General features: G+C 59.8%; 24 protein-coding genes. 15 read left to right on the forward strand and 9 right to left on the reverse strand.

The genetic code is table 11. The features are described 5' to 3' along the window. Window positions 1-152 precede the first annotated feature (152 nt). Window positions 153-1,190 carry a bifunctional nicotinamide-nucleotide adenylyltransferase/Nudix hydroxylase gene (locus tag N4G42_RS04740; RefSeq protein WP_260666362.1) on the reverse strand — a complete coding sequence of 346 codons (1,038 nt, stop codon included), beginning with the start codon at window positions 1,188-1,190 and terminating at the stop codon, window positions 153-155. Between the two features lie 561 nt (window positions 1,191-1,751). On the opposite strand from N4G42_RS04740, the gene N4G42_RS04745 reads away from it, so the two are divergent. Continuing rightward, the gene (locus N4G42_RS04745) at window positions 1,752-2,993 is read left to right on the forward strand and encodes a diguanylate cyclase (protein WP_260666363.1); all 1,242 of its coding nucleotides are present in this window, start codon (window positions 1,752-1,754) and stop codon (window positions 2,991-2,993) included. Window positions 2,994-3,012: 19 nt separating this feature from the next. On the opposite strand, the gene N4G42_RS04750 is transcribed toward N4G42_RS04745, so the two are convergent. The 3 genes from N4G42_RS04750 to metK all read right to left on the reverse strand — a co-directional run bounded on the left by N4G42_RS04750 (window position 3,013) and on the right by metK (window position 5,283). Continuing rightward, window positions 3,013-3,471 (reverse strand): hemerythrin domain-containing protein, encoded by a 459-nt coding sequence (locus tag N4G42_RS04750; RefSeq protein ID WP_260666364.1) that lies wholly within the window; start codon window positions 3,469-3,471, stop codon window positions 3,013-3,015. Window positions 3,472-3,513: 42 nt separating this feature from the next. Further along, window positions 3,514-3,699 (reverse strand): DUF1328 family protein, encoded by a 186-nt coding sequence (locus N4G42_RS04755; protein WP_056060124.1) that lies wholly within the window; start codon window positions 3,697-3,699, stop codon window positions 3,514-3,516. A 402-nt stretch (window positions 3,700-4,101) separates the two neighbouring features. Beyond that, a complete protein-coding gene (metK, locus tag N4G42_RS04760) occupies window positions 4,102-5,283 on the reverse strand; it encodes a methionine adenosyltransferase (protein ID WP_056060126.1) in 1,182 nt (393 codons plus the stop codon). Window positions 5,284-5,415: 132 nt separating this feature from the next. Between metK and N4G42_RS04765 the strand changes: the two genes are divergently transcribed. Beyond that, the gene (locus N4G42_RS04765) at window positions 5,416-6,279 is read left to right on the forward strand and encodes a lysophospholipid acyltransferase family protein (protein ID WP_260666365.1); all 864 of its coding nucleotides are present in this window, start codon (window positions 5,416-5,418) and stop codon (window positions 6,277-6,279) included. Further along, window positions 6,276-7,187 carry a lysophospholipid acyltransferase family protein gene (locus tag N4G42_RS04770; RefSeq protein ID WP_260666366.1) on the forward strand — a complete coding sequence of 304 codons (912 nt, stop codon included), beginning with the start codon at window positions 6,276-6,278 and terminating at the stop codon, window positions 7,185-7,187. The genes N4G42_RS04765 and N4G42_RS04770 overlap by 4 nt, the downstream gene beginning before the upstream one ends. An 18-nt stretch (window positions 7,188-7,205) precedes the next feature. Here N4G42_RS04770 and N4G42_RS04775 read toward each other — a convergent pair whose 3' ends face one another. Both N4G42_RS04775 and yihA read right to left on the reverse strand, forming a co-directional pair. Beyond that, on the reverse strand, window positions 7,206-8,114 hold the full coding sequence (locus tag N4G42_RS04775) for an alpha/beta fold hydrolase (RefSeq protein ID WP_260666367.1): 909 nt from the start codon (window positions 8,112-8,114) through the stop codon (window positions 7,206-7,208). A gap of 50 nt (window positions 8,115-8,164) precedes the next feature. Further along, on the reverse strand, window positions 8,165-8,920 hold the full coding sequence (gene yihA, locus N4G42_RS04780; RefSeq protein WP_260666368.1) for a ribosome biogenesis GTP-binding protein YihA/YsxC: 756 nt from the start codon (window positions 8,918-8,920) through the stop codon (window positions 8,165-8,167). A 72-nt stretch (window positions 8,921-8,992) separates the two neighbouring features. On the opposite strand from yihA, the gene N4G42_RS04785 reads away from it, so the two are divergent. From N4G42_RS04785 to N4G42_RS04805, 5 genes are all read left to right on the forward strand, one after another. Next, window positions 8,993-9,622: a c-type cytochrome gene (locus N4G42_RS04785; protein ID WP_015012649.1), complete on the forward strand. Its 630-nt coding sequence runs from the start codon at window positions 8,993-8,995 to the stop codon at window positions 9,620-9,622. Between the two features lie 146 nt (window positions 9,623-9,768). After that, window positions 9,769-11,922: a cytochrome c biogenesis protein ResB gene (locus N4G42_RS04790; RefSeq protein ID WP_260666369.1), complete on the forward strand. Its 2,154-nt coding sequence runs from the start codon at window positions 9,769-9,771 to the stop codon at window positions 11,920-11,922. After that, complete coding sequence (ccsB, locus tag N4G42_RS04795) at window positions 11,919-13,268, forward strand: c-type cytochrome biogenesis protein CcsB (protein ID WP_116749008.1); 1,350 nt, start codon at window positions 11,919-11,921, stop codon at window positions 13,266-13,268. The genes N4G42_RS04790 and ccsB overlap by 4 nt, the downstream gene beginning before the upstream one ends. Window positions 13,269-13,450: 182 nt before the next feature. Continuing rightward, the gene (gene msrP / locus N4G42_RS04800; RefSeq protein ID WP_056062014.1) at window positions 13,451-14,455 is read left to right on the forward strand and encodes a protein-methionine-sulfoxide reductase catalytic subunit MsrP; all 1,005 of its coding nucleotides are present in this window, start codon (window positions 13,451-13,453) and stop codon (window positions 14,453-14,455) included. A gap of 61 nt (window positions 14,456-14,516) precedes the next feature. Next, window positions 14,517-15,167, forward strand: a complete 651-nt coding sequence (locus tag N4G42_RS04805) for a sulfite oxidase heme-binding subunit YedZ (protein WP_260666370.1) — start codon at window positions 14,517-14,519, stop codon at window positions 15,165-15,167. Between the two features lie 71 nt (window positions 15,168-15,238). Here N4G42_RS04805 and N4G42_RS04810 read toward each other — a convergent pair whose 3' ends face one another. Continuing rightward, window positions 15,239-16,066 carry an MBL fold metallo-hydrolase gene (locus N4G42_RS04810; protein WP_260666371.1) on the reverse strand — a complete coding sequence of 276 codons (828 nt, stop codon included), beginning with the start codon at window positions 16,064-16,066 and terminating at the stop codon, window positions 15,239-15,241. A 115-nt stretch (window positions 16,067-16,181) separates the two neighbouring features. Beyond that, window positions 16,182-16,388, reverse strand: coding sequence for an LPS translocon maturation chaperone LptM (lptM, locus tag N4G42_RS04815; RefSeq protein ID WP_082753564.1), 207 nt, complete (start codon window positions 16,386-16,388; stop codon window positions 16,182-16,184). 12 nt (window positions 16,389-16,400) lie between these two features. Between lptM and cyaY the strand changes: the two genes are divergently transcribed. Further along, on the forward strand, window positions 16,401-16,730 hold the full coding sequence (gene cyaY / locus N4G42_RS04820; protein WP_056060182.1) for an iron donor protein CyaY: 330 nt from the start codon (window positions 16,401-16,403) through the stop codon (window positions 16,728-16,730). A 51-nt stretch (window positions 16,731-16,781) separates the two neighbouring features. Here the strand turns inward: cyaY and N4G42_RS04825 are convergent, their stop codons facing one another. Further along, window positions 16,782-19,175, reverse strand: coding sequence for a penicillin-binding protein 1A (locus N4G42_RS04825; RefSeq protein ID WP_260666373.1), 2,394 nt, complete (start codon window positions 19,173-19,175; stop codon window positions 16,782-16,784). A 267-nt stretch (window positions 19,176-19,442) separates the two neighbouring features. Between N4G42_RS04825 and N4G42_RS04830 the strand changes: the two genes are divergently transcribed. Genes N4G42_RS04830 through N4G42_RS04855 form a run of 6 tightly spaced genes read left to right on the forward strand, consistent with a single transcriptional unit; the run spans window position 19,443 to window position 25,633 of the window. Beyond that, window positions 19,443-20,522, forward strand: coding sequence for a pilus assembly protein PilM (locus N4G42_RS04830; RefSeq protein WP_015012658.1), 1,080 nt, complete (start codon window positions 19,443-19,445; stop codon window positions 20,520-20,522). Further along, window positions 20,519-21,139, forward strand: coding sequence for a PilN domain-containing protein (locus N4G42_RS04835; protein WP_260666374.1), 621 nt, complete (start codon window positions 20,519-20,521; stop codon window positions 21,137-21,139). The genes N4G42_RS04830 and N4G42_RS04835 overlap by 4 nt, the downstream gene beginning before the upstream one ends. Window position 21,140: 1 nt before the next feature. Beyond that, window positions 21,141-21,803: a type 4a pilus biogenesis protein PilO gene (locus tag N4G42_RS04840; protein WP_260666375.1), complete on the forward strand. Its 663-nt coding sequence runs from the start codon at window positions 21,141-21,143 to the stop codon at window positions 21,801-21,803. Then, complete coding sequence (locus tag N4G42_RS04845; RefSeq protein WP_260666426.1) at window positions 21,803-22,345, forward strand: pilus assembly protein PilP; 543 nt, start codon at window positions 21,803-21,805, stop codon at window positions 22,343-22,345. Before N4G42_RS04840 ends, N4G42_RS04845 begins: the two co-directional genes overlap by 1 nt. After that, a complete protein-coding gene (gene pilQ, locus N4G42_RS04850) occupies window positions 22,342-24,477 on the forward strand; it encodes a type IV pilus secretin PilQ (RefSeq protein ID WP_409557796.1) in 2,136 nt (711 codons plus the stop codon). Before N4G42_RS04845 ends, pilQ begins: the two co-directional genes overlap by 4 nt. Window positions 24,478-24,496: 19 nt before the next feature. After that, entirely contained in the window at window positions 24,497-25,633 is a 1,137-nt protein-coding gene (locus N4G42_RS04855; RefSeq protein WP_260666376.1) for a hypothetical protein, read from the forward strand. The last annotated feature ends 30 nt before the right edge of the window (window positions 25,634-25,663 follow it).

Here is a 25,663-nt window from a genome sequence, read left to right on the forward strand (position 1 = left end):
CGCGAAACCCGAGCACATCGAGGCCGGGTGCAACGTGCTGCTGCACGCCATGCTGGAGCGGGCTGGCACCTAGTGCTATATAAAATATAGCGACAGAGGCATGATTCCGTAGCGCTGGCACCCGTTTGGATGCAAAAAGCGGGTGGAACGGATCAGTCCAGCTTCGTCAGACCCAGAAAGTGGTCCAGCATGTGGAAGTGGTCTTCAAAGAACTCCTCTTCCAGGCCTGCCAGCTGGTCGATGCGGGTCCACTGCACCAGCGCGGCATCGTCATCGGCCTGCACCACCGGGAAGGGCGCATCGCCCAGGTCAAAGTAGTGTGCATGCGTGATGGTGCGACCGCGCTGGCTGCGGTCGGGGTGGTCGAACACGGCCACTGACTGCAGTGCGGCTCGCATGCGGGCCTCGGGCAGGTCGCAGTGGGTTTCTTCCACCAGTTCGCGCAGGCAGGACTGCCACACGGTTTCTCGCTGCTCGATGAAGCCGCCGGGCACAGCCAGTTGGCCCTTGCCGGGTGCGTGCGCGCGGCGGATCAGCAGCACATGGTCCTGGCAGCGCAGCACGGCGTCCACCGTCACGAACACCGGCGGGTAGGGTGCGGCAGACCAGTCCTGGCGGTAACCACGCAGCATGCGCCACTCCTCCTGCAGCGCGGGGTAGTGTGGGGTCTGCGCAAAGTGCTCCAGCGTAGCGATGGTGCTCTCAGGAATCTCTGCGGCCAGCGGCGCCACGGCGGCGCGTGCGGTGGCGGGCGTGGCGCCAAAGTACGCGTCCCGGATGGCGGTGGCGTCGATGCGGCCCTGGCGTTCTATGTGAATGAGCTGCCAGCCTGGAAAGGCGCTGAGGTAGCCGCTGGTCGCATCCTTGAAGTGGCCCACCAGGCCGATGCTTGCGCCCGGGGCGGTGAGGCGCGCCACGGCCCTGCGCACCGCCTGCACCCACACGGCTTCGTTGTAGTAGTCGCGCATGGGCAGCACCTGCACCCGGGCGCTGTCTGCGGGGGCCAGGGCAGCGCGCAGCATGGCTTCGCGCTCTTGCCAGGTGAAAGGGTTCTTGGGCGAGCGTGCCTGCCACGCCGAGCCGATCACCACGATGACCTGCGGGGCGCTGTCCAGTGCACGTTGCAATAGCGCCATGTGGCCGCTGTGGACGGGCTCAAAACGTCCGATGTAGATGGCGGTGTCGACCATGTGTCTCCGGCTGGTGGTGCGCTTCAGGGCCCTTCGCGTTGCGGGCTTGGGGGCCGCCCATGTCCTCGCGGTGGCCGTCGCTTGCCAGGGGCTGACCGGGGCATTGGGGCGGCGTTGGAGCAGGTCGAGCAAGCAATGGGGCTGTATGCGCTAGATGTATATATGCTGGCAGCTATCTTTTTTGTAGTGATTTTACCGCCAGCCAGTGTCGTGGGTGGGGGGACGATCGTGGCAGGGCGCCCTGGCGGCGGCAGATGGGCGGCGCTGCCTCCTGCCTCTGAAGTCGCTATTGTGCGACCCGGCGGTTCATGCCGTGCATGGGGCGGGGTCGCAGGGCAGCGTCGCAAAAAAGAGATGGACCGGGCCGCACAAACGTGGCGACAATGCGCCGCTTGCACGCTGTGCGCAAAGTTTCTGTAGCGCGAATCCGTCCTTTTCGTGCTGTGGTCCCGAGATGCGGCGTGCAAGCCCACCTGTGTGAACCTGGGGGACTGCGCCCGATATGGCGTGTCCGCACCTCCAATAACAGGCCCGCCGTGCGCGGGCCACCGAGGGAGATCCATGTCGTTGCGGCTCAAATTCAATCTGGTGCTGGCGGGCGTGCTGCTGCTGGCGGTGCTTGGCGCGGGCGCCTATGTGCACCGCTTCCTTCAGCAGTCTGCCATCGAGGAGGTGCAGCACAACTCGCAGATCATGATGCACGCCGCTATGGCCATCCGCGACTACACCACCGAGCTGGTCAAGCCCCACCTGGACGTGACGCTGGCCGAAAAATTCCTGCCCCAGACCGTGCCCGCCTATGCCGCCACGGAGACCCTGCGCCGGCTGCAGAACAGGTTCCCCGGTTACGAATACAAGGAGGCGGTGCTCAACCCGACCAACCTGCGCGACCGTGCCAACGAGTGGGAAGAGCGCATCATCAGCGACTTTCGCGAAGGCCGTGCCGACCTCAAGAAGGAGGTAACCGGCGAGGTGGGCGAGGGCATGCACCGTGCCATGTATGTGGCACGGCCCATCACCATCAAGCAGCCGCAGTGCATGGCCTGCCACAGCACGCCCGCCGCGGCCCCACCCACCATGCTCAAGGTCTATGGCGACAAGAACGGCTTTGGCTGGGGCATGAACGAAACGGTCGGCATCCAGGTGGTGAAGGTGCCCATGTATTTCCCGCTGGAGAAGGCGCGTCAGACCTTCAACACGGTGATGATGGCGCTGGTGGGCAGCTTTGTGCTGCTGTTCGTGGGCCTCAACCTGTCGCTGTCGTCGCTGGTGATCGAGCCCATGGCACGGCTCAACCGCAAGCTGGAAGACTTGGCGACCAAGGACTTCCTGACGGACCTGGTCAACCGCCGGCGCTTTTTTGAGAGGCTGGAGACTGAGATGGCCGACACCCGCATCAAGAAGGGGAGTCTGTCGGTGGTGATGTTCGACATCGACTTTTTCAAACGCATCAACGATACCTTTGGGCATGACTCTGGCGATGTGGTGCTCAAGAGCACCGCGCTGCGTGTGCGCGAGTTGCTGCGGTCGTCCGACTGCGCTGCGCGTTTTGGAGGCGAGGAGTTCATCATCCTGCTCAAGGAAACCCCGGTGGACGCTGCCATGGCGATGGCGGAGGCCGTGCGCGCGCGCATTGCAGGCGTGCCATTCGACGCCGTGGGCCATGTCAGTGCCAGCTTTGGCGTGGCCACCTGGGACCACAAGGAAGACAGCCATGCGCTCATCAAGCGCGCGGACACAGCGTTGTACAAGGCCAAGTCCAGCGGCCGCAACTGCGTGATCCAGGCCGAAGACGCCGCCTGATTCGCGTTGTTGCGTGGTTTCAGGCCGTAGCGGCCTTGGCGTCCTCATAGTCCGCCCGGTAGTCTGCCGCCAGCGCGGTTTTCTGCTTCTCCGTCAGCAGTTTGCCCGCCATCTGGAAGAAGCGGTGCTCCTCTTCCTTCAGGTGGTGTTCCACCTTCTCGGCCAGCTTCTTGGCCAGCGGCAACCAGGCAGGGCTCGATGGCTCGGTCGCTTCCAGTGACTCCACCAGTTCGTCGATCTGGTGGTGTTCTGAAATGGCGTGGCGCGACAGATCAATGCCTGCGTCGTGTGCCATCAGCGGCACATAGAAGTGGCGGTCCTCGGCCTGGGCGTGGGCGGCGAGTTCCTTCTTGAGTTGATCGAACAGGTCACGCCGCTCGGGCGTGTCGCCGCTGGTGTCGGTCAGTGCGCCGTACAGCGCGCGCTGGCGCTCGTGGCTCTCGCGCAGGGCTTCAAAAATGGTGGTCGTATCGGTCATGGTGGGCTGTGTGCTGTGTTGCAGTGACGAAGGTGTGCAGGACTACTTGAGCACCTTGCGCGCGGCGCCCACCCCGATGGCCGCCAGCACCACAAACACCACGGCAACCACCAGGAACAGCACAAACAGCACCTTGGCAATGCCCGCTGCACCCGCGGCCACACCGCTGAAACCCAGTGCCCCTGCCACGAGGGAGATCAGGGCAAAAATGATGGCGTACTTCAGCATGGTGGTCGCTCCTTGCGGTGGATGTTGAGGCAGCGCGGGGCTGCGAAAGGGTGTGCAGGAACGATACCGGCGGCCTGTGGCGTGCGCCGTCAGTGCAAGCGGGCGGCGGGTGTAGGAGAGCGCCGCTGGCGGGCGGGTGGTGAAGCGCCAAAAGAAAAGCCGCAACGCGGGGCGTTGCGGCTTGGGGGAGCGGTCCTGATGGTCTTTTGGCCTGCGCTCACATCGCTGGCGCGATATGAGCTTCGTCCACGTACGGAAAGCCGCGCTGCTGCGCGGAGGGCTTACAGCCCTGCTGCCGCACGCAGTGCAGCAGCCTTGTCCGTACCTTGGCCTGCGTTCACATCGCTTGCGCGATATGAACTTCGCCCGAAGGCCGATACCGCGCTATTCGCGCGGCGGGCTTTACAGCCCCGCTGCAGCGCGAAGCGCAGCAGCTTTATCGGTCTTCTCCCAGCTGAACTCGGGTTCTTCGCGGCCGAAGTGGCCGTAGGCTGCCGTCTTTTCGTAGATGGGGCGCAGCAGGTCCAGCATCTGGATGATGCCCTTGGGGCGCAGGTCGAAGTGCTCGCGGACCAGGGCGGCCAAGCGCTCGTCCGACACCACGCCGGTGCCTTCGGTGTAGACGGTGATGTTCATCGGCTCGGCCACGCCAATGGCGTAGGCCACCTGGATCTGGCACTGTCGCGCCAGGCCGGCGGCCACGATGTTCTTGGCCACGTAGCGGGCGGCGTAGGCGGCCGAGCGGTCCACCTTTGTTGGATCCTTGCCGCTGAATGCGCCGCCGCCGTGGGGGCAGGCACCACCGTAGGTGTCCACGATGATCTTGCGGCCCGTCAGGCCGCAGTCGCCTTGCGGGCCGCCAATGACGAAGCGGCCCGTGGGGTTGATCAGGTAGCGGGTGTTCTGCAGCCATTCCTTGGGCAACACAGGCTTGATGATCTCTTCAATGATGGCTTCGGTGAACGAGGCCTTCATCTTGGTTTGCGTTTCGCTCTGGTCGGGGTGGTGCTGGGTGGAGAGCACCACGGTGTCGATGCTGTGGGGCTTGCCGTCCACATAGCGCATCGTCACTTGTGACTTGGCGTCAGGGCGCAGGAAGGGCAGGCGGCCGTCCTTGCGCAACTGGGCCTGGCGCTCCACGAGGCGGTGCGCGTAGTAGATTGGGGCGGGCATCAGCTCGGGCGTTTCGTCGCAGGCGTAGCCGAACATCAGGCCCTGGTCGCCAGCGCCGGTGTTCAGATGGTCGTCGGACGCATGGTCCACGCCCTGGGCGATGTCGTTGGACTGCTTGTCATAGGCCACGAGCACGGCGCAGCCCTTGTAGTCGATGCCGTAGTCGGTGTTGTCGTAGCCGATGCGCTTGATGGTGTCGCGCGCCACCTGGATGTAGTCCACATGCGCGTTGGTGGTGATCTCGCCCGCCAGCACCACGAGGCCGGTGTTGGTCAGCGTTTCAGCGGCGACGCGGCTGCGGGGGTCTTGCTTGAAGATTGCATCGAGAATCGCGTCCGAGATCTGGTCGGCCACCTTGTCGGGGTGGCCTTCGGAGACGGATTCCGAGGTAAAGAGAAAGTCGTTCGCCATTTGAATAAACTCCTGTGTTCCGGCATTTGGGGCGTTGCCCTCACCCCGAAGGAGATCTGGCGAACGCTTTAGCAGATTTTTTTAACGTCGCCCTGCAAGTTGCTCATTTAACTCAGCGACCCATCCATTTTAATGCCAGTCGTCTTCCGATTCTTTTCCGTATTTCCACTGTGGTTGCTGCACATCATGGGCGCGGCCATGGGCTGGGTGGCGTTTGTGGCGTCTCCTACCTACCGGCGCCGGTTTCTCTCCAACTCGGCGCTGGCGGGCTATACGTTTGGCGATGTGCGCGCCGCCGTGGCCCATGCGGGCCGCATGGTGGCCGAGCTGCCACGCCTTTGGATGGGCGCGACCATGCCCTGCGCACTCACGGGCGAAGCCTGTGTGGAGCAGGCCTATGCAGCCGGTCGCGGTATTGTTTTTCTGACCCCGCACCAGGGGTGTTTTGAACTGTCGGCACAGGCCGCTGCACGCCGCTGGAGCGCGGAGCGTGGCCCCATCACGGTGTTGTACCGCCCGGCACGCCAGGCCTGGCTGGCCAAGGTGATGGAGACCGCACGCAACCGCCCCGGCATGCTGGCCGTGCCTACCACGCTGGCGGGCGTGCGCCAGATGATCAAGGCCCTGCGCCGGGGCGAGGCCGTGGGGCTGCTGCCTGACCAGGTGCCGCCCGAGGGGCAGGGCCAGTGGGCACCTTTTTTTGGGCGCGACGCCTACACCATGACCCTGGCCGTGCGCCTGGCGCAACAGACCGGCGCGACCGTGGTGCTGGCGCGTTGCGAGCGCCTGTCCTGGGGGCGTGGCTATGTCACGCATTTCGAGCCACTTTCCGCGCCGCTGTCCGCCGACATGGACCAGGCCGTGCTGCAAATCAACCAAGCCATGGAACATCTCATCCGCCAATGCCCCGAGCAGTACCTGTGGGGCTACGGCCGCTACAAGCAGCCGCGCGGCGAGGCTGCTGCGGCGGAGCCTGCCGCAGGGGGCGCCGCATGAAGGGCCTCACAGGGCGGTTGGGCGTGGGGTTCATGCGGGTGCTGGCGCTGCTGCCGCTGCCGGTGTTGCGCGGCATGGGCTGGCTGCTGGGGCAGGTGGCATTTGTGCTGGTGGCGCCACGCCGCAGGGTGGCGTTGCGCAATCTGGCGCTGTGTTTTCCTGACTGGACCGAAGCGCGCCGTCGCGCCGTGGCGCGGGCCAGTTTTGTCGCGTTCTGCCAGACCTGGCTGGACCGCAGCTGGCTGTGGGCCGCGCCGCGTTCGGTGGTGGAGCAGCGTGTGCGCCTGACGGGCGCGGTACACGAGCTGGAGGGCGACACGCCCACCATCTTGTTTGCGCCGCATTTCTACGGCATGGACGCGGGTGGCCTGGCCTTGCCGCTGCGCAGCGGCCGTGCGTTCACGTCCATCTTTGCCACCCACCCTGATCCGGCGGTGGATGCCTGGTTCATGGCCGGGCGCCAGCGTTTTGGCGATGTGCGCATGCTCAACCGTTCGGACGGCGTCAAACCCATTATCGCCAACCTGCGCAAGGGTGGCTTGCTGTACCTGCTGCCCGACATGGACTACGGCCGCAATGATTCGGTGTTTGTGCCGTTCTATGGCGTGACGGCAGCCACCATTCCGTCGCTGTCGCGGTTTGCACGGCTGGGCCGTGCCAAGGTGGTGGGTGTGTATTCGCGCATGACGCCCACCGGGTACGTGGCCGAGGTTTCGCCCGCTTGGGCCAACTACCCCACCGACAACGCTGAGGCCGACACGGCCCGTATGAACCGCGAGCTGCAGGCCGTGATCGACACCATGCCCGAGCAGTACTACTGGGTGCACAAGCGCTTCAAGACCCGCCCGGAGGGCGAGCCCTCCGTGTATTCCCGCTGGAGTATCAGCAAAAATGGCCTGAGGCGCTAGTGCATCATGCGCCGATAGCTATCGTTTAGATAGCAAAAATCGCTGCAGTTCCATGGCCACGCGCTCGGGGTGCTCGTGCACGATCCAGTGCGATGCCTGCTCCACCTGCTGCACCTGCAGCCGGGGGATCCAGCCGGGCAGGCCGTCCAGCAAGCCGGGCAGCAGGGCGGGGTCGTCCATGCCCCAGAGCACCAGCGTGGGCACATCCACCGTCAACATCGACTCGGGCAGGGTGATGGCCTGGGCGCCGGGGTCGCCCTCGCGCGGCGGGCGGATGGGGCTGGCGCGGTAGTAGTTGCAGGCACCCTGCAGGCCCTGCTGCCACAAGGCCCGGTACTGGGCGCGCACCTCGCCGGTCAGCCATACGGGGGCGCTGCCGTCCGGGGCGTTGAAAAAGGCGAACAGGCGGCGGAAGTCGTCTTCGGCCAGCAGGGCCTCGGCATCGGGCCTGCACAAAAAATGCATGTACTGGCTGCCCGCCTGCTGGGCGGCGTTGTGCGACAGCTCGCGCACAAAGGCGCCGGGGTGGGGCGAGTTGATGATGGCCAGGCGCTTCATCAGCTGTGGCTGCTGGTTGGCCAGGTTCCATGCCACGGCGCCGCCCCAGTCATGGGCTACCAGGCATTCCAGCGCACTGCCGGGGCATTCGTGGGCGATCAGCGCGACCAAGTCCTGCACCAGGTGCTTGGCGCGGTACGCATCCACCGCCTGCGGGCTGCTGGACGGGCCAAACCCTCGCAGGTAGGGCGCCACGCAGCGGTAGCCGCCGTTCTCGGGGCGGGCAAAGTGCAGCAGCAGTTCATCCCAGATGAAGGCCCCTTCGGGGAATCCGTGCAGGAACAACAGCACCGGGCGCCCGGGGATGCCGCTCACTCGGCAGTGCAGGGTGATTCCGTGGGGGAGGTCAACAAGGCAATCGTGGATCATGGTGCTATGCATTCTGTAGCTGCCAGCGCATGAAACGATTGCGCTTGCAGCTAGTTGGACTCGGATTCGCCGGTGGATGACGGCTGGGTGGGACTGACGCTGTCAGCAGCCGCAGGGGGCTCTTCGGCGAGGGGCTTCACCGGGTGCGCCCACTGCCACAGCAGCTGGGCCACTTCATCCACCCCTTGCTTTTTGAGGGCCGAGAACATCTTCACCTCGCCGCCACCCGCGTGCAGTCGCGTAATCGACAGCACCTTGGCCTGTTCGGCGCGCGTGAGCTTGTCGGCCTTGGTCAGCACGATGAGGAACTTGAGGCCTTCCTCGACCCGGGGGCGCACCACTTCGAGTAGCGCCTCGTCCAGCTCGGTCAGGCCCAGGCGGGGGTCGCACAACAGCACGATGCCCGTGAGGCCGGGGCGGCTGACCAGGTAATTCACCATCACCTGCTGCCAGCGCACCTTGTCCGAGCGCGATACGGCGGCATACCCATAGCCGGGCAGGTCGGCCAGCACGGCGTCCATCACCCCTTGTTTGCCCAGCGAGAACAAATTGATGTGCTGGGTACGCCCCGGCTTCTTGGAGGCAAATGCCAGCTGCTTTTGCTGGGTGAGGGTGTTGATGCAGGTGGATTTGCCCGCGTTGGAACGGCCCACGAAAGCGATTTCGGGCACGTCGATGGGCGGCAGGTGGTGCAGTTGCGCCGCGGTGGTCAGGAACCTGGCGGTGTGCATCCAGCCCATGGCGATTTTGGCGTCAGGTGCGGGCGGGAGAGAGCCAGCAACTGGCGCAGAGGGGGGTGTCGTCATGGGGAGTTGGGAGAGAAAGAACCATCATTGTAGAATCGCGAGGTTTTGCGCACATAAACACACACCCTCGATATGAAGTTGCTCGCCTCATTGCTGACGGCTGCCGCACTGGCAGCACCTGTTTTTTCGGCCTTTGCAGCGGGTGATGCACCCAAAGCGGCCAAGCCGGATCTCGTCAAGGGCGAGGCCAGCTTCACTGCGGTGTGTGCGGCCTGCCACGGCGCAGACGGCAACTCGGCCATCGCGGCCAACCCCAAGCTGTCGCAGCAACACCCCGAATACCTGGTCAAGCAACTGCAGGAATTCAAGTCCGGCAAGCGCAACAACGCCATCATGAAGGGCTTTGCCACGGCCTTGTCGGATGACGACATGCGCAACATCGCCTACTGGCTCACGTCCAAGCCTGCCAAGGCAGGCTTTGCCAAGGACAAGGACCTGGTGGCCATGGGTGAACGCATCTACCGTGGCGGCATTGCCGACCGCCAGATCGCTGCTTGCGCTGGCTGCCACAGCCCCAATGGCGCTGGCATCCCTGCGCAATACCCCCGCCTGTCGGGCCAGCACGCCGACTACACGGTGTCTCAGCTGAACATGTTCCGCGACGGCTCGCGTGCCAACAGCATCCAGATGACCCAGGTGGCTGCCAAGCTCAATGACAAGGAAATCAAGGCCGTGGCGGACTACATCGCCGGCCTGCGCTGATTGATTGCTTGATATTTGTCATGACCCGGCCTGATTGACCGGGCGGCACGGAACCTACCGCCAATAACAACCCCAAAAAGGGCGGGTCCATCGCAGCGATGGTCCCGCCCTTTTTCTTTCGCGCTTCGCAGACACCGCTCCCACCCATGTCCGACAACACCCAGGGCCTTCGCATGAAGTCCGGCTCCCAGGCCCTGCGCGCCGGGGTCGAGCTGCTGTCTTCCATGCGCTTTGCCATCTCGCTGCTGACGGTGATCTGCATCGCCTCGGTCATCGGCACGGTGCTCAAGCAGCACGAACCGGCGGCCAACTACGTCAACCAGTTCGGTCCGTTCTGGGCCGAGTTGTTCGGCGCCATCCAGCTCAACGCGGTGTACAGCGCCTGGTGGTTTCTGCTGATCCTGGCGTTCCTGGTGATCAGCACCTCGCTGTGCATTGCCCGCAACACGCCCAAGATCCTGGTGGACCTCAAGGCCTACAAGGAAAACATCCGCGAGCAGAGCCTCAAGGCGTTCCACCACAAGGCACAGGCCGATCTGCCCGAATCGGCCGAGGCCGAGGCACGCCGCATTGGCACACTTCTGGCAGGTGGCGGGTGGAAGGTGCGCCTGCAGCAGCGCGACACAGCCGCAGGTCCAGGCACCGGCTGGATGGTGGCGGCCAAGGCGGGGGCCGCCAACAAGATTGGCTACATCGCAGCGCACAGCGCCATCGTGCTGGTGTGTGTGGGCGGCCTGCTGGATGGCGACCTCATCGTGCGTGCGCAGATGCTGCTGGGCGGCAAGTCGGTCTACACCGGGGGCGGGCTGATCGCCGATGTGAAGCCCGAGCACCGACTGTCCGAGCGCAACCCCACCTTCCGGGGCAACCTGCTCGTGGCCGAGGGCACACAGTCGAGCACCGCCATCCTGAGCCAGTCCGACGGCGTGTTGCTGCAGGACCTGCCGTTTGCGATCGAGCTCAAGAAGTTCATCGTGGAGCACTACTCCACCGGCATGCCCAAGCTGTTCGCCAGCGAGATCATCATTCACGACAAGGCCACGGGCGAGAAGACACCCGCGCGCGTCGAGGTGAACCACCCGGCCAGCTACAAGGGCATCGAGATCTATCAGTCGAGTTTTGACGACGGCGGCTCGCACCTCAAGCTGCGTGCCGTGCCCATGGTGGCGGGCGCCAAGGCATTCGACGTCGAGGGTGTGGTGGGCAACTCCACCCAGCTCACCAACAAGGGCGGCGGCTCCGGTAGCGACACGCTGACGCTGGAGTTCACGGCGCTGCGTACCATCAACGTCGAGAATTTTGGTGGGGCCGGTCCTGGCGCCAGCGGTGCAGACGTGCGCAAGGTGGACCTGCGCGAATCGGTGGAGTCGCGCCTGGGGGCAGCCAACAAGACCGTCACCAAAAAAGAACTGCGCAATGTGGGCCCCAGCGTGAGCTACAAGCTGCGTGATGCGGCTGGCCAGGCCCGCGAGTTCCACAACTACATGCTGCCGGTGGACACGGGCGACGGCGTGCCGGTGTTCCTGCTCGGTGTGCGCGAGTCTCCTGCAGAGCCCTTCCGCTACCTGCGGGTGCCAGCCGACGACAAGGGCAGCATGGATGGCTTCATGCGCATGAAAGCTGCCCTGGCCGATCCGCAAGCCCGGGAGCAGGCGGTGCGCCGCTACGTGTCGCAGGCCATGGATGCCTCGCGCCCGGAGCTGGCCGAGCAATTGCAGCAGTCGGCCGTGCGTGCGCTGGCGCTTTTTGCGGGGCGGGGCATGGTCGATGGCAAGCCCACGGGCGGGCTGCAGGCCGTGTCGGACTTCATGGAAGCCAATGTGCCCGAGGCCGAGCGCGCGCGCGCAGGCGAGGTCCTGGTGCGCATTCTGAATGGCACGTTGTTCGAGCTGGCCCAGCTGTCGCGCCAGCGCGAGGGGCTTCCGCCATTGCCGCAGGACGAGCAGACCCGGGGTTTCATGACGCAGGCCGTGCTCTCGCTCAGCGATGCGCAGATCTACCCTGCACCCCTGGCGTTTGAACTCACGGACTTCACCCAGGTCCAGGCCAGCGTGTTCCAGGTGGCGCGAGCCCCTGGCAAGAATGTTGTCTATCTGGGCTGCGCCTTGCTGATCCTGGGCGTTTTTGCCATGCTCTACGTGCGCGAGCGGCGCGTGTGGGTCTGGGTGGCGCCGCAGGATGGCCGCACCCACGCCACCATGGCCCTGTCCACCAACCGCAAGACCATGGATGGCGACCAGGAGTTTGTCCAGCTCGCACAGAAACTGATCGGGGCATCGCCCCGCGAAGGCACCGCATGAATACCGCGACTTCTTCCTCGACCGTCACCACGATCACCCTGAACGAGGGGTTCTTCGCTCGCCGCAACTGGTTTGACTGGCTGTTTGCCGCCATCGTGGCCGTGGGGGCGTTGTATGCGCTGCAGCGCTACGGGGCCTTCATGGATGTCTACGAAAAAGGCATTTTGCTGGGCGCCATTCCGAGCACCATCTGGCTGGGCTGGTTCTGGCGCCCGCTGCGCGTTCTGATGCTGGTGGTGGCGGCCGTGGCGCTCATGGCCATTGGCCTGTACCAGCAAGATGGGGCAGGCAGCCTGGCGCGGGCCGACACGGTGTTCGGCCTCAAGTATTTCCTGTCCAGCCAGTCGGCCATCCTGTGGATGAGCATGCTGTTTTTCATCAGCACGGCGTTTTACTGGGTGGGGATGTTTGCACGTGGCGAAGGCAAGACAATGAGCATGCTGGGCTCGCGCATTGCGTGGGTGGCGGTGGCCATGGCGCTCATTGGCACCCTGGTGCGCTGGTACGAAAGTTACCTGATCGGCCCGGACATCGGCCACATCCCGGTGAGCAACCTCTACGAAGTGTTCGTGCTGTTCTGCTGGATGACAGCAGCGTTCTACCTGTACTACGAAGAGCAGTACGACACGCGCGCCCTGGGCGGCTTCGTGATGCTGGTTGTGAGCGCGGCGGTGGGCTTCCTGCTCTGGTACACCGTGGTGCGCGAGGCGCATGAGATCCAGCCGCTGGTCCCTGCGCTCAAGAGCTGGTGGATGAAGCTGCATGTGCCCGCCAACTTCATCGGTTACGGCACGTTTGCGCTGTCGGCCATGGTGGCGTTTGCCTACCTTATCAAGCAGCAGGCCACCGAAACCCGTTGGTACAAGCTGGCGCCGCTGTGGCTGCTGGGCGTGGTGCTGTGTTTCGAGCCCATCGTGTTCCGCCAGGGGGCGACGGAGAATGGCGGCAGCTACTGGATGGTGTACTTCGGCATTTCTGCGCTGATCGTTGCGGGCATCCTGCTGGGGCGCAAGCGCATCGCGGCGCGTCTGCCCTCGTTCGAGATTCTGGATGACGTGATGTACAAGTCCATTGCGGTGGGCTTTGCGTTCTTCACCATCGCCACGGTGCTCGGCGCGCTGTGGGCCGCCGAGGCTTGGGGCGGCTACTGGAGCTGGGATCCGAAGGAGACCTGGGCGCTGATCGTCTGGCTCAACTACGCGGCGTGGCTGCACATGCGGCTCATGAAGGGCTTGCGCGGTACCGTGTCCGCCTGGTGGGCGCTGGTTGGCCTAGCGGTGACAACGTTCGCGTTCCTGGGCGTCAATATGTTCCTGAGCGGCCTGCACAGCTACGGCACGCTGTGATGATTCAAGGCCTGCTAACGACTCCCCGCGAGATGGTTGGCAGGCGCGGCAGGCATGTCGGGCATTCGGTGGCGCGCAACAACTATTGCGTCTTCGGTGTAACCTGAGCGGTCCAGGGAACGAACTAACAGTTGTTCTGCTCTACCGCTGCAGCTGTCTCACCCCACATGACCGGAGCCACCATGCTGATCCCCTCGCGCGATTCGGGTTTTCACCACCCACATTCCTCCGAAATCACCCCCCGCTCGGTCTATGAAGACCGCCGCCAGATGCTCAAGCTGATGGCGGGTGGCGCCGCAGGTGCGGCAATGGCGGCCTGGGCGGGCCGTGAGGCCCTGGCGCAGCAGGTGGCAGTCACGCGTCCCGGCAAGCTGGCGCCTCTGGCGGGCGCCAAGTCGGCGGTGGCAGGTGCGGTTTCCATGGAGAAGCTCACGGACTACAAGGACGCGAGCACCTACAACAACTTCTACGAATTTGGCACCGACAAGGCCGACCCCGCCCGCAATGCGCACACCCTCAAGACCAGTCCGTGGACTGTGGAGGTCGAGGGCCTGGTCAAGAAGCCCGGCAAATACGGCATTGAAGACCTGATCAAGCTCAGCGCGCAGGAAGAACGCATCTACCGCTTGCGGTGCGTGGAAGGCTGGTCCATGGTCATCCCGTGGGTGGGGTACTCGCTGGCCGAGCTGATCAAGCGGGTGGAGCCCCAGGGCAGCGCCAAGTACGTCGAGTTCGTGACCCTGGCCGACAAGGCCACCATGCCATTCGTCGGCTCGCGCGTGCTGGACTGGCCTTATGTGGAAGGCCTGCGCATGGACGAAGCCATGCACCCGCTGACCTTGCTGGCCTTTGGCATGTACGGCGAGGTGCTGCCCAACCAGAACGGTGCACCGGTGCGTCTGGTGGTGCCATGGAAGTACGGCTTCAAGAGCGCCAAGAGCATTGTGAAGATCCGCTTTGTCGAAAAGGAACCAGGCACCGCTTGGAACAAGGCGGCCCAGCAGGAGTACGGGTTCTATTCCAACGTGAACCCCAATGTGGACCACCCCCGCTGGAGCCAGGCGACCGAGCGACGCATTGGCGAAGACGGCTTGTTTGCCAAGAAGCGCAAGACGCTGATGTTCAACGGCTACGAAGCCCAGGTTGGCCAGCTCTACGCGGGCATGGACCTCAAGAAGTTCTACTGATCGCCTGGGCCTCGTTACCGTCCTGGGCGGTGTGCGAGGCCACGGTGGTTCTTGAATCGCGATGCGAAAACTATTGCTCCACCCCGCCGCCAAGCCGGTGGTGTTTGTGTTGTGCCTGTTGCCGCTGGCATGGCTGGTCTATGCCACGGTGGCGAACCAGCTGGGCGCCAACCCTGCAGAGGCGTTGATCCGCGCCACTGGTGACTGGACGCTGCGGGCGCTTTGCCTGGTGCTGGCCGTCACTCCGCTGCGTGTCATCACCGCCACCCCGCAACTGGCGCGGTTTCGGCGCATGCTGGGTTTGTTTGTGTTCTTTTACGGCGTGCTGCACTTGCTGAGCTACAGCTGGTTCGACATGGGTTTCGACATCCCGGACATCCTGCACGACATTGCCAAGCGGCCATTCATCTTGGTGGGCACATTGGCCCTGGTGTTGCTGGCCCTGTTGGCTGCGACGTCGTCCAACCGCGCGATCAAGGCCCTGGGCGGCAAACGCTGGCAGGCTCTGCACCGCACCGTCTATGCGGTGGCCGGGCTGGCGGTGCTGCACTTCTTCTGGATGCGTGCAGGCAAGAACAATTTTGGTGAAGTGGCCATCTATGCCGCCATCCTCGGCGCGCTGCTGGGGTGGAGGCTTTGGCACCGACTGCAAAAGCGGTCGGCTGCACCGGCAGGTGCTGCGGCAAGACGGACAGCCGCAGGACCGTCTTGAGGTTGATTACTACCAAATTGATAGCTGTCAGCGCATATTTTCAATGCGCCAGCAGCCGATTTGGCTGATTTTTACCCGTTGACTGCCCGCAGCGCTGGGCGCATTTGCCGGGTCACTGGGTCGATGTACCCGGTGGGAATCTGGTAGGCGCGGTCATCGAACAGGTCAATGCCACACATCAGGTTCTCGATCCATTCAAAGAAGTCGTTGATGGCTTCCTTGCCCATGATGGGAGCGCCGTGCTGCGGCACCAGCATGGCAATGTCGAGCTGCCGGGCCATGCGTGCCCACAGGCGCAGGATCTTGTTGGACACCATGTAGCGGCGGTGGAAGCCCTCCATGCGCGGGATGTGCGCCTTGAGGTCGGTCACCGGGACACGGGCCTCGGCCCCCGACATCATGGACACCCCCAGGTCGCCCGTGAACAGGATGCGGCTGACCGGATCGTAGAAGTGGAAGTTGCCTTCGGAGTGCATGAAGTGCGCGGGTAGCAGCACCAGCTCATTGCGTCCCAGGGGCAGGTGGCCGCCGCCATCCGGCACACCGATCACCCGGTTTTCTGTCTTGCCCACCTTGGTGAAGTGCGGCGCAAAGCGCTCCCAGACGCGCGAGATCACCAGGTTGGCCTTGGTGCTGGTCATCCAGCGGTCCAGCGATGCGATGATGTCTGGGTCTGCGTGCGAAGCGATCAGGTACGACAGCTTGTGGGGCGGGAAATGTTTGGTCATCCCCATGAACAGCTCGTTGAACGCGAGATTACCGCCCGGGTCGATGATGGCTCCGGTGTCGTCGTCCACGATCAAGAACTGATTGGCCTGCACGGCCTGTCCATCCTCCTCAATGAGGTCGGTGAACATCAGGCAAGCATGATTTTTGTCGCGGTAGAGTTCCAGGGCCATGGCCATCCTGCGGTGCAATAAAGCGCAGACTGTACGAGTACGCCTAGAGTTTGTGCTTGATGGAAATCAAGCGAAACCGCATTGCCTGGCGATCCTGCGCAGGCGGCTGGGTGCGTCAGCGTGGCTGGGAGGCGGTGGCAGCGGGCGTTGGCGCACTGCTGGCGTCGTTGCCCGGGGTGAGGGTTTGCGGTAGCGTGGCACGCTGGCTTGCCGCAGGGCCGGTGGGCAGATACAACGGCCCCCGCTGACCGCAGCCGAAGAGGGCTGCCGCACTGGCAGCAAGGACAAGCGTCCTGACTAGAATTTGGGGAGCTTTCAACATGCGCAAATTGTAATGACCGACCTCGAATTCATGGACCACGCCGAACAACTGCTGCTTGCCGTCGAACGCAGTTGTGATCGCATCAATGACACCTCGGATGCCGATGTGGACAGCCAGCGCTCGGGGGGCATGGTGACCTTGACCTTTCCCAACCGCAGCCAGATCGTGATCAACCTGCAAAAACCGCTGCACGAGGTGTGGATGGCCGCCCGGTCTGGCGGCTATCACTATCGTTTTGATGGTAGCCATTGGCAGGACACCAAGGGCGCCGGAGAATTTTTTGCATGCCTCACGCGCGATGCCTCGCAACAGTCCGGGATGTCGCTGCAGTTTGCCCCGTAACTTACTCCACGCCCGCCCAGTTGAGGAGGGGCGCTGCGGATTATGCGGCGCTCAGTTTCGGAACAAGTCCAGGATGCGGCTGCGCTCTTCAGAAGGCGGAGGTGCTTGGGGCGCTACTGCGGGAGACGCGGACCGGTCGTCCACCCCCACGCTCGAAACACCCGCATTGCGTGCGTACTCCTCGTAGAACCACTCACCGCCCACATTCACGACACCGGGTGGCACTGTAGGCTCCATCACTGGCACGCCCTTCAGCGCACGCTCCATGAAGCTGATCCATACGGGCAGGCTGAGCCCGCCACCGGTTTCCCGGCTGCCCAGATTGCGTGGCGTGTCATATCCAATCCAAGTGACAGCCGCAATGGTGGGCTGGAACCCTGCGAACCACGCGTCCACCGAATCGTTGGTGGTGCCGGTTTTGCCATAAAGATCGGGGCGCTTGAGAGTGGCCTGGGCCCGCGCTGCAGTGCCGGTGCGGGTCACCTCCTGCAACAGACTGCTCATCACAAAGGCATTGCGTGCGTCGATGGCCCGGGGCTGCTCGTTGAGCGCTGGTGGCGTGATTTCTGAAATCACTCGCCCCTTGTGGTCAGTCACCTTGGCAATCAGCCAAGGATTGACGCGGTAGCCCCCGTTGGCAAACACGGAATAAGCGGATGCCATTTGCAGGGGCGTGACCGAGCCCGCACCCAGCGCCATGGTCAGGTAGGCCGGGTGCTTTTCTGGGTCGAATCCAAATCGTCCCACCCATTCCTGCGCGGTTTTGGGTCCCACGGCTTGCAGGATCCGGATGGAGATCATGTTTTTGGACTTCGCCAAGCCCGTGCGCATACTCATGGGGCCGTCGTACTTGCCGTCGTAGTTCTTGGGTTCCCAAGGCTGACCGCCGGTGATACCCGCATCAAAGAACAGCGGAGCATCGTTGATCACGGTGGCAGGCGTGAAGCCCTTTTCGAGCGCTGCTGAATAGATGAACGGCTTGAAGCTCGAACCAGGCTGGCGCCATGCCTGCGCTGCATGGTTGAACTTGTTCTTGTCAAAGTCGAATCCACCTACCAATGCCCGGATGGAGCCATTGCGGGGGTCAAGGGCTACAAAAGCCCCTTCCACTTCGGGCAGCTGTGTAATCTCCCATGCGCCCTTTGGTGTCTTGACCACTCGGATGACGGCGCCGCGCCGGATCTTGATATTGGGCGGCGCCTTGTCGCTGAGCCCCGACTGCGCTGGTTTGAGTCCATCGCCGGTGATCTCCAGTGAGTCGCCATTGGCTCGTGCGGCCAGGATGCGTTTGGTGGATGCTTCCAGCACCACAGCGGAGAGTACGTCTCCGTTGTCGGGGTGGTTGGCAAGGGCGTCATCAATGGCGTCCTCCACTTCCTGGGCTGCTGTGGGCAACGCAACGAACTTCTCTGGTCCCCGGTACTGCTGGCGCCGCTCGTAGTCCATGATCCCGCGCCGCAGGGCTACATAGGCGGCCTCTTGCTCCGCTGCATTGAGGGTGGTGTACACGTTGAGGCCGCGTGTGTAGGCCTCATTGCCGTACTGGGCGAAGATTAGCTGGCGGGTCATTTCGGCAACGTATTCCGCGTGGATGCGCGTGTTGTCGGGCCCCGTACGGATTTTCAACTCTTCCTTCTTGGCTTGCTCTGCTTGTTGCGCAGTGATGAAGCCGTTCTCTTCCATCCGTTCGATGATGTACTGCTGTCGAGCGCGGGCACGTTTGGGATTGCTGATGGGGTTGTAGGCAGATGGTGCCTTGGGCAAGCCCGCAAGCATTGCTGCTTCAGCAATGGAAACGGATTTCAGCGGTTTTCCAAAATAAGCCTCGGAGGCTGCCGCAAATCCATACGCACGATTGCCAAGGAAAATCTGATTCATGTAAATCTCAAGAATCTGATCCTTGGTCAGCAAATGCTCCAATTTGAAAGTCAGTAAGATTTCGTAAATTTTGCGAGTAAATGTTTTTTCTGAGGACAGATAAACATTTCGCGCAACCTGCATGGTGATCGTCGAGGCGCCCTGGCTTTTCACACGGCCCAGATTGGCGAGGCCCGCACGCAGCACGCCTTTGTAGTCCACACCGCCGTGCTGGAAGAAGCGAGAGTCTTCGATCGCCAGCACTGCGTCTTTCATAACCTGTGGAATCTCGTCGATGGGCGTGAGGTTGCGACGCTCTTCGCCAAACTCGCCCAATAAGGCCCCTTCAGCGGAGTACACCCGCAGCGGCAATTTGGGGCGGTAGTCCGCCAAGTCAGAGATGTCAGGCAGGTTGGGGTAGGCCACCGACAGAGCCACTGCGATTGTGAGCGCCAAGCCCACGGCCGCGGCCGCCGCCAGTCCAGTGATCCATAGAGCGATGCGAATCAACCAGCGAAGCCAACTGGGACGGGTGCGAGCAGGAGAGGAGTCCGACTTGTCGGAGGACTTCGAGGGGGAGGGCGGCATATCGCTCCGATGGGGTAAGACCACCCATTATAAAAATGTCCGCCGCTGGGGCTGGAAATCCGATTTCGTACTTGGCAAGGTGTCGCTGAAAGGCTTCCCGTAGTAGCCAAGCGGTATTGCACTGCTCTGAAATTTCGTCTGCTTTTGGCAACGCTCTTCGGGCGTTACAGGGGGAAAAATCTTTGCCGGAGAACTATCTTACTGATAGCATTCATGTGAAGTGTTAAGTTTTGTTGCCTCATTTTGGCAAGTTACAGGGGACCAATCTTGATCTCAATGGGGTCTTTGTTCAATCGCCAGTCTGCTCCGCTGCTGGGAATCGACATCAGCTCCTCCAGTGTCAAGCTGGTGGAGTTAGGGCGCGATAAGGCAGGTAGTCTGGTGCTAGAGCGTTGCGCGATCGAGCCGCTGGAGCGAGGCTGGATCACCGATGGCAACATCGAAAAATTTGACGAAGTGGCCGACGCACTGCGCCGACTGGTCAAGAAGAGCGGCACTCGAACCAAAAACGTGGCACTGGCATTGCCCCCCTCCGCTGTGATCACCAAGAAGATTACGCTGCCGGGTGGAATGACGGAGCAGGAGCTTGAGGTTCAGGTCGAATCCGAAGCCAACCAGTACATCCCGTTTTCGCTCGACGAGGTGAGCTTGGATTTCTGCGTTATCGGTCCGAGTAAAAACGCGCCGGGGGACGTTGACGTTCTGATTGCTGCGTCTCGGCGCGAAAAAGTCCAGGACCGACAAGGCTTGGCGGAGGCCGCCGGGTTAAAGCCCGTGGTGGTCGATATTGAATCCCATGCATCACGACTGGCTGCGGGGCGTCTCATTGAAGCGCTGCCGAATAAAGGCGTCGATGCGATGGTGGCGCTTTTCGAGGTGGGAGCCTTGACGACCAGTATGCAGGTGATTCGGAACGAAGAGGTTCTGTATGACCGCGACCAAGCCTTCGGCGGCGCCCAGTTGACCCAACTGATTGTGCGCCAGTACGGCTTTTCGGTAGAGGAAGCCGAAAGCAAAAAGCGTAGCGGTGATTTGCCCGAAGACTATCAATCCGCAGTGCTTCGTCCCTTTGTTGACAGCATGGCTCAAGAAATCGGCAGGGCCTTGCAATTTTTCTTTACCAGTACGCCGCACAACCGTGTAGACCACATCATGTTGGCTGGTGGTTCTGCCCCGTTGCCTGGGCTGACGGAAGCAGTCACTCAACAAACGGGTTTTGCGTGCAGCGCTGTCAATCCATTTGACGGTATGGAAATCGGAAGTTCCGTGCGACTGAAAAAAATGGTACGTGAAGCGCCGTCTTACCTGACCTCTTGCGGTCTCGCTATGCGGAGGTTTCTGCAGTGATTCTTATCAATTTGTTACCTCATCGTGAGGAGGCGCGCAAGCGTCGCAAGGAGGCATTCCAGGCGACGATGTTTGCATCGCTGCTGTTGGGGTTGGTTATTGCTGGGGCTATTTATTGGTGGTTCCAGATGATGATTACAGATCAGCAGAGCAGGAATAATTTTCTTCAGAAGGAGATCAAAGTCCTAGAAGGACAAATTAAGGAAATTGCGTCTATCGAAGATGAAATTGCCTCATTACGAGCCCGTCAGAAGGCTGTAGAAGATCTTCAATCCGATCGAAACCTACCAGTCCATTTGCTAACTGAGCTAGTAAAGCAATTGCCTGATGGGGTATATGTGACGGCGATTAGGCAAGCTGGGCAAACGATTACTATGCAAGGCATGGCTCAATCGAACGAGAGAGTCTCAGAGCTTCTACGCAATTTGGCGAGTAATACCCCGTGGCTGGCGAAGCCTGAGTTGACGGAGATTACTGCTAGTACTGTCGCTTTGAGTCAAAGAGATCAACGTCGGGTTTCGGCTTTCAACTTGAAATTTCAGTTGGTTCGAGCAACTGATGCGCAGAAATCCATAGCTGCTGCGAATGTCGCCGCTTCTTCGCCCGGGGGTAAATAAGATGGCGAAAGTGAAAGAAAAGACCGTTAGCGTCGCAGAGCGGTTGGACGCGGTGCAACGGCAGTTTAAAAATCTGGATACCAAAGACCCTTCACTTTGGCCGGTGCTTCCCAAGATTATTCTTTGTGTATTTATAGCGAGTGCTGTCGCTGCGGTATTGTGGTTTACATTTTTGCAAGACTACGAAGCACAATTAAATGAAGAGCGTAATAAAGAATCCTCTTTGAGGAGTGATTATCAGAAGAAGCTCGTTAAGGCAGTGAGTCTTGATGCGTTAAAAAAGCAGCGAGAGCAAATTCAGCAATATGTCATTCAATTAGAGAAGCAACTTCCCAGTAAAGCCGAAATGGCTGCGCTTCTATCTGACATTAATCAAGCTGGGCTGGGTAGAAGTTTGCAGTTCGAACTATTTAGGCCGGGGCAGGTCGTGGCTAAAGATTATTATGCAGAGCTACCAATTGCCATCCGAGTTACTGGTAAATACCATGACATTGGGGCCTTCGCTTCAGATGTTGCGCATTTATCTCGCATCGTTACGCTAAATAACATATCAATCACTCCCGGCCCTCGGGATGGATTAACAATGGACGCAACAGCGCGCACATTCAGGTACTTGGATCCTGAGGAAGTGCAGGCTCAAAAGAGAGCAGGGGGGGTGAAGTGATGCGGACTCTGGCTGTTTCATTTCTCATAGGAAGCTCGTTTATCGTTGTCGGATGTGGGCCATCAGGGGAAGAGGAGTTGAGAGTTTGGATGGCTGAACAACGCGCTAATACAAAACCGAGTGTGCAACCATTAACCGAACCAAAGAAATTTGTTCCGGAAGCATATAGTCAGGAGGGTGCAATAGAGCCATTCAATCAGGCTAAGTTGACCCTGGCGCTTAAGCGTGACTCCAGTCAAGTAGCCTCAAATGTCGCATTAATCGCGCCGGAAATGGCTCGTCGCAAAGAGCCTCTGGAGGCTTTTCCACTAGATTCTATGGTTATGGTGGGAAGTTTAAACAAATCTGGTACCCAGACAGCGCTTATCAAGGTCGATAACTTGATCTACCAGGTTAAAGTCGGAAACTATTTGGGGCAGAATTACGGAAAAGTGACTCGAATTACAGAGAGCCTAATTCAACTGCGTGAGATAGCGCAGGATGCAACTGGGGACTGGATAGAGCGCTCAGCGTCGCTTGATCTGCAAGAGGGTAAAAAATGAAACAAAATAGTGGCACATTACTTGATTATTGCCGTAGCATTGCTTTAGGCGTTTCAATGCTTTTTCTCTCTGCAGGCGCGTTTGCTGGGGTAGGCATAACTGCTGTCTCCGCTAGCGTCCAAGCTGGTGTTGAGACGTTGCGAATTGACTTTTCCGAGCCAATATCGTCTTCGCCCACGGGGTTTGCGACACAGTCTCCTGCACGCATCGCGTTAGACTTCCAGGGTGTTGATAATAGCTCTGGAAGGTCGGCTTATGATATTAATTTGAATAATTTAAAATCGGTTAATATCGTACAGGCTGGAGATCGGTCACGCATTGTGCTCAATTTGAAGGTGCCTACATCTTACAAAGTAGATGTTCAAGGTAGTGCGATATTTCTTTTGCTTGATTCCGCGTCTGTGGCAGGTGGCCTATCCAGTCAGGCTATAGCTTTTTCAGAAAGTCTGAATAATGATGTACTGCCACTGAAAGATGTGGATTTTCGTCGGGGCTCGGATGGTGCTGGTAGGGTAATTGTAAATTTGCCCAGTAGCCAAGTGGGAGTTGATCTCCAGCAGCAAGCCAAGGGTATTGTAGTCCAATTTATGCGTTCCTCTTTGCCTGAAGGATTGCGTCGGAAAATGGATGTTACGGATTTTGGAACACCGGTGCAATCTATTACCTCAAGTCAGTCGGGTGAGCGTGTCCGTATGCTCATAGAGTCGAGCGGCGAGTGGGAGCACAGTGCGTACCAAAGCGATAACCAGTTTGTCGTGGAAATTCGGCAGAAAAAGGTGGATATAACTAAGCTGACGCAAGGGCCTGGTTTTTCCGGGGAAAAGTTGTCATTGAATTTTCAAAATATCGAAGTGAGGTCTTTACTTCAGGTAATTGCTGATTTCACGAATTTTAATATAGTTACCTCTGATACCGTGACTGGTGCTTTGACATTACGGTTAAAGGATGTCCCATGGGATCAAGCGCTGCAAATTATCATGGACGCAAAGGGATTGGGCATGCGAAAGACTGGGTCAGTTCTTTGGATTGCACCAAAAGATGAAATTGATGCGCGTACTAAGAAGGATTTCGAAGCTGCCCAGGCGATCCAGAAGTTGGAACCGTTGAAGACTCAAGCGTTTCAACTCAATTATGCGAAAGCGGCAAACATTGTTGCGCAACTCACCACTACGGCGGGTGCATCTAGTGGCGCATCGGCTACCCGGTTTCTGTCTGAACGTGGAAGTGCAATTTCAGAGCCAAGAACAAATCAATTATTTGTTACGGACACGCCAAGTAAGCTCGAGGAGGTGCGGTTACTATTAGCTAGCTTGGATGTTGCAGTTCGTCAAGTTCTGATCGAAGCCCGCATAGTAGAGGCGCGTGATACCTTTGGGCGGTCATTAGGCGTTAGATTAGGGGCTACAGATCTGCGCGCTAATAGAGGAGGCGATGGCGGATACGGACTGGGCGGGAATAACAGGGTTGCCTTTGGCACTTCTTATAACAACGCAGTAGCATCTAGCGGTGCAGGCGGAACAACTAGCACAAGTGGTAATTTTGTAAACCTTCCTGCAAGCCTTTCCAATGTTAGCAGTGTCGGGAGCTTTGCACTTTCTATATTCAATTCTGCCGCTAACCGTTTCCTTACCTTGGAGCTTTCTGCTATGGAAGCGGACGGAAAGGGGCGGATAGTATCTAGTCCCCGTATCATCACCGCAGACCAAACCAAGGCATTGATTGAGCAAGGTACCGAGTATCCATATGCGGTTACTGCTCCCAATGGGGCTACTACGCTGGCTTTCAAGAAGGCAGTGCTGAAGTTGGAGGTCACCCCCCAGATTACCCCCGAAGGAAACATCATCTTGGACTTGGATGTTAATAAAGACAGCCGAGGTGAAACCACGACTCAGGGCGTTGCTATCGATACGAAGCATGTAAAAACACAAATTCTGATCGAGAACGGCGGAACGGTTGTTATTGGCGGTATTTTTGAAATGGAAGAGACTAATCAAGAAAATAAAATTCCATTGCTTGGAGATGTTCCTGTTGTGGGCAATCTTTTTAAAAACAGAACAAAAGAATCCACTAAACGTGAAATGCTGGTTTTTATTACGCCCAAGGTTATTTCTGATAATGGGCCCAGAAAATAATTAATGACCTTTAAAAATCATGAAAAAACTATTTAAAGCCTTTGTTGCTGTTGCGATCAGCGGAGTTATTGTCGCTTGCGGTGGCGGTGGCGGTGGTGGCGGTACTCCTAACGGTCCGTCTGCTACCCTCAGGGTCTATCCACCAGTAGATACTATTAGTTTGCCAGTAGGCGCTAGTGGATCTACGGGCATCGAGGTGCGAGGCGGCAAGGCTCCCTATGGAGTGATTAGCTCAGACGCGTCGGTTAGTGCATTTCTATCAGCTGATGGAATCTTATTTATATCTGGAAATAGTGATGGTACTTCTACGCTGACGGTATATGATGAGAGCCTGCCTGTACAGCAGGTGAAGATTACGGCTACCGCTAAGGCGGTTCCGTTGGCCACCAATGCAGGAACTGCCCTGACATTGCGCCCCAACCAATCCCTTCAATTCAATGTGCGTGGCGGTGTTGGTCCATATTCGGTTAATAGCTCTGACACAAGCATAGTTAGTGCGTCTATCGCTGGATCTACGGTGACGGTGGTGGGGCTAACGAAAGCAGGGGCTGCCACTATTTTGATTACCGACGCGGCGGGGGCGACATTAAGTGTGACAGCCACTGTCCAGGTGAGTACGATGGCGGTGTCGCCCTCCTCTATTACTGGTCCTGCTGCTACTAATAACACGGTAACTATTAACGGCGGTGTGGCTCCCTACGTCGTCAGTTCGACAAACACCGCCGTTGCTACTGCGTCAGTCTCCGGCTCGTCGGTCTCAGTTTCGCTGGTTTCTCAGGGGTCCGCAGACATTAAGATAACGGATGCGGCTGGCACCTCTGTAGTTGTCTCCGTTACTGTGAATAGCAATGTCTTGCAGGTTTCCCCGGCTAGTCAAACCGTGGACGAGAAGAGTGCAACCGCAACTACGCTTACATATTTGATTGCGGGAGGCACCGCCCCCTACACTCCTTTAGTGAGCCCAGCCGACAAAGCCTATTTCACCACGCTTTCTGTGACCGCGAACACGCTTACTGCGACCCTTCCGGATTCCACCACAGGTCCAAGGTGCGTGACTGCCGATAAGGTGATTCCAATCGATGTTTATGACTCAAAACTCGTAAAACAGACAGTCTCGGTTACTATCAAAGACGGCGGTGCTGTAGCTTGCCCATAACGTTTCTGTAATCTAAGTGGAAGGCCAATC

It is taken from the genome of Acidovorax sp. K2F, from assembly GCF_025246485.1.
Classification (GTDB): Bacteria; Pseudomonadota; Gammaproteobacteria; order Burkholderiales; family Burkholderiaceae_C; genus Acidovorax; species Acidovorax delafieldii.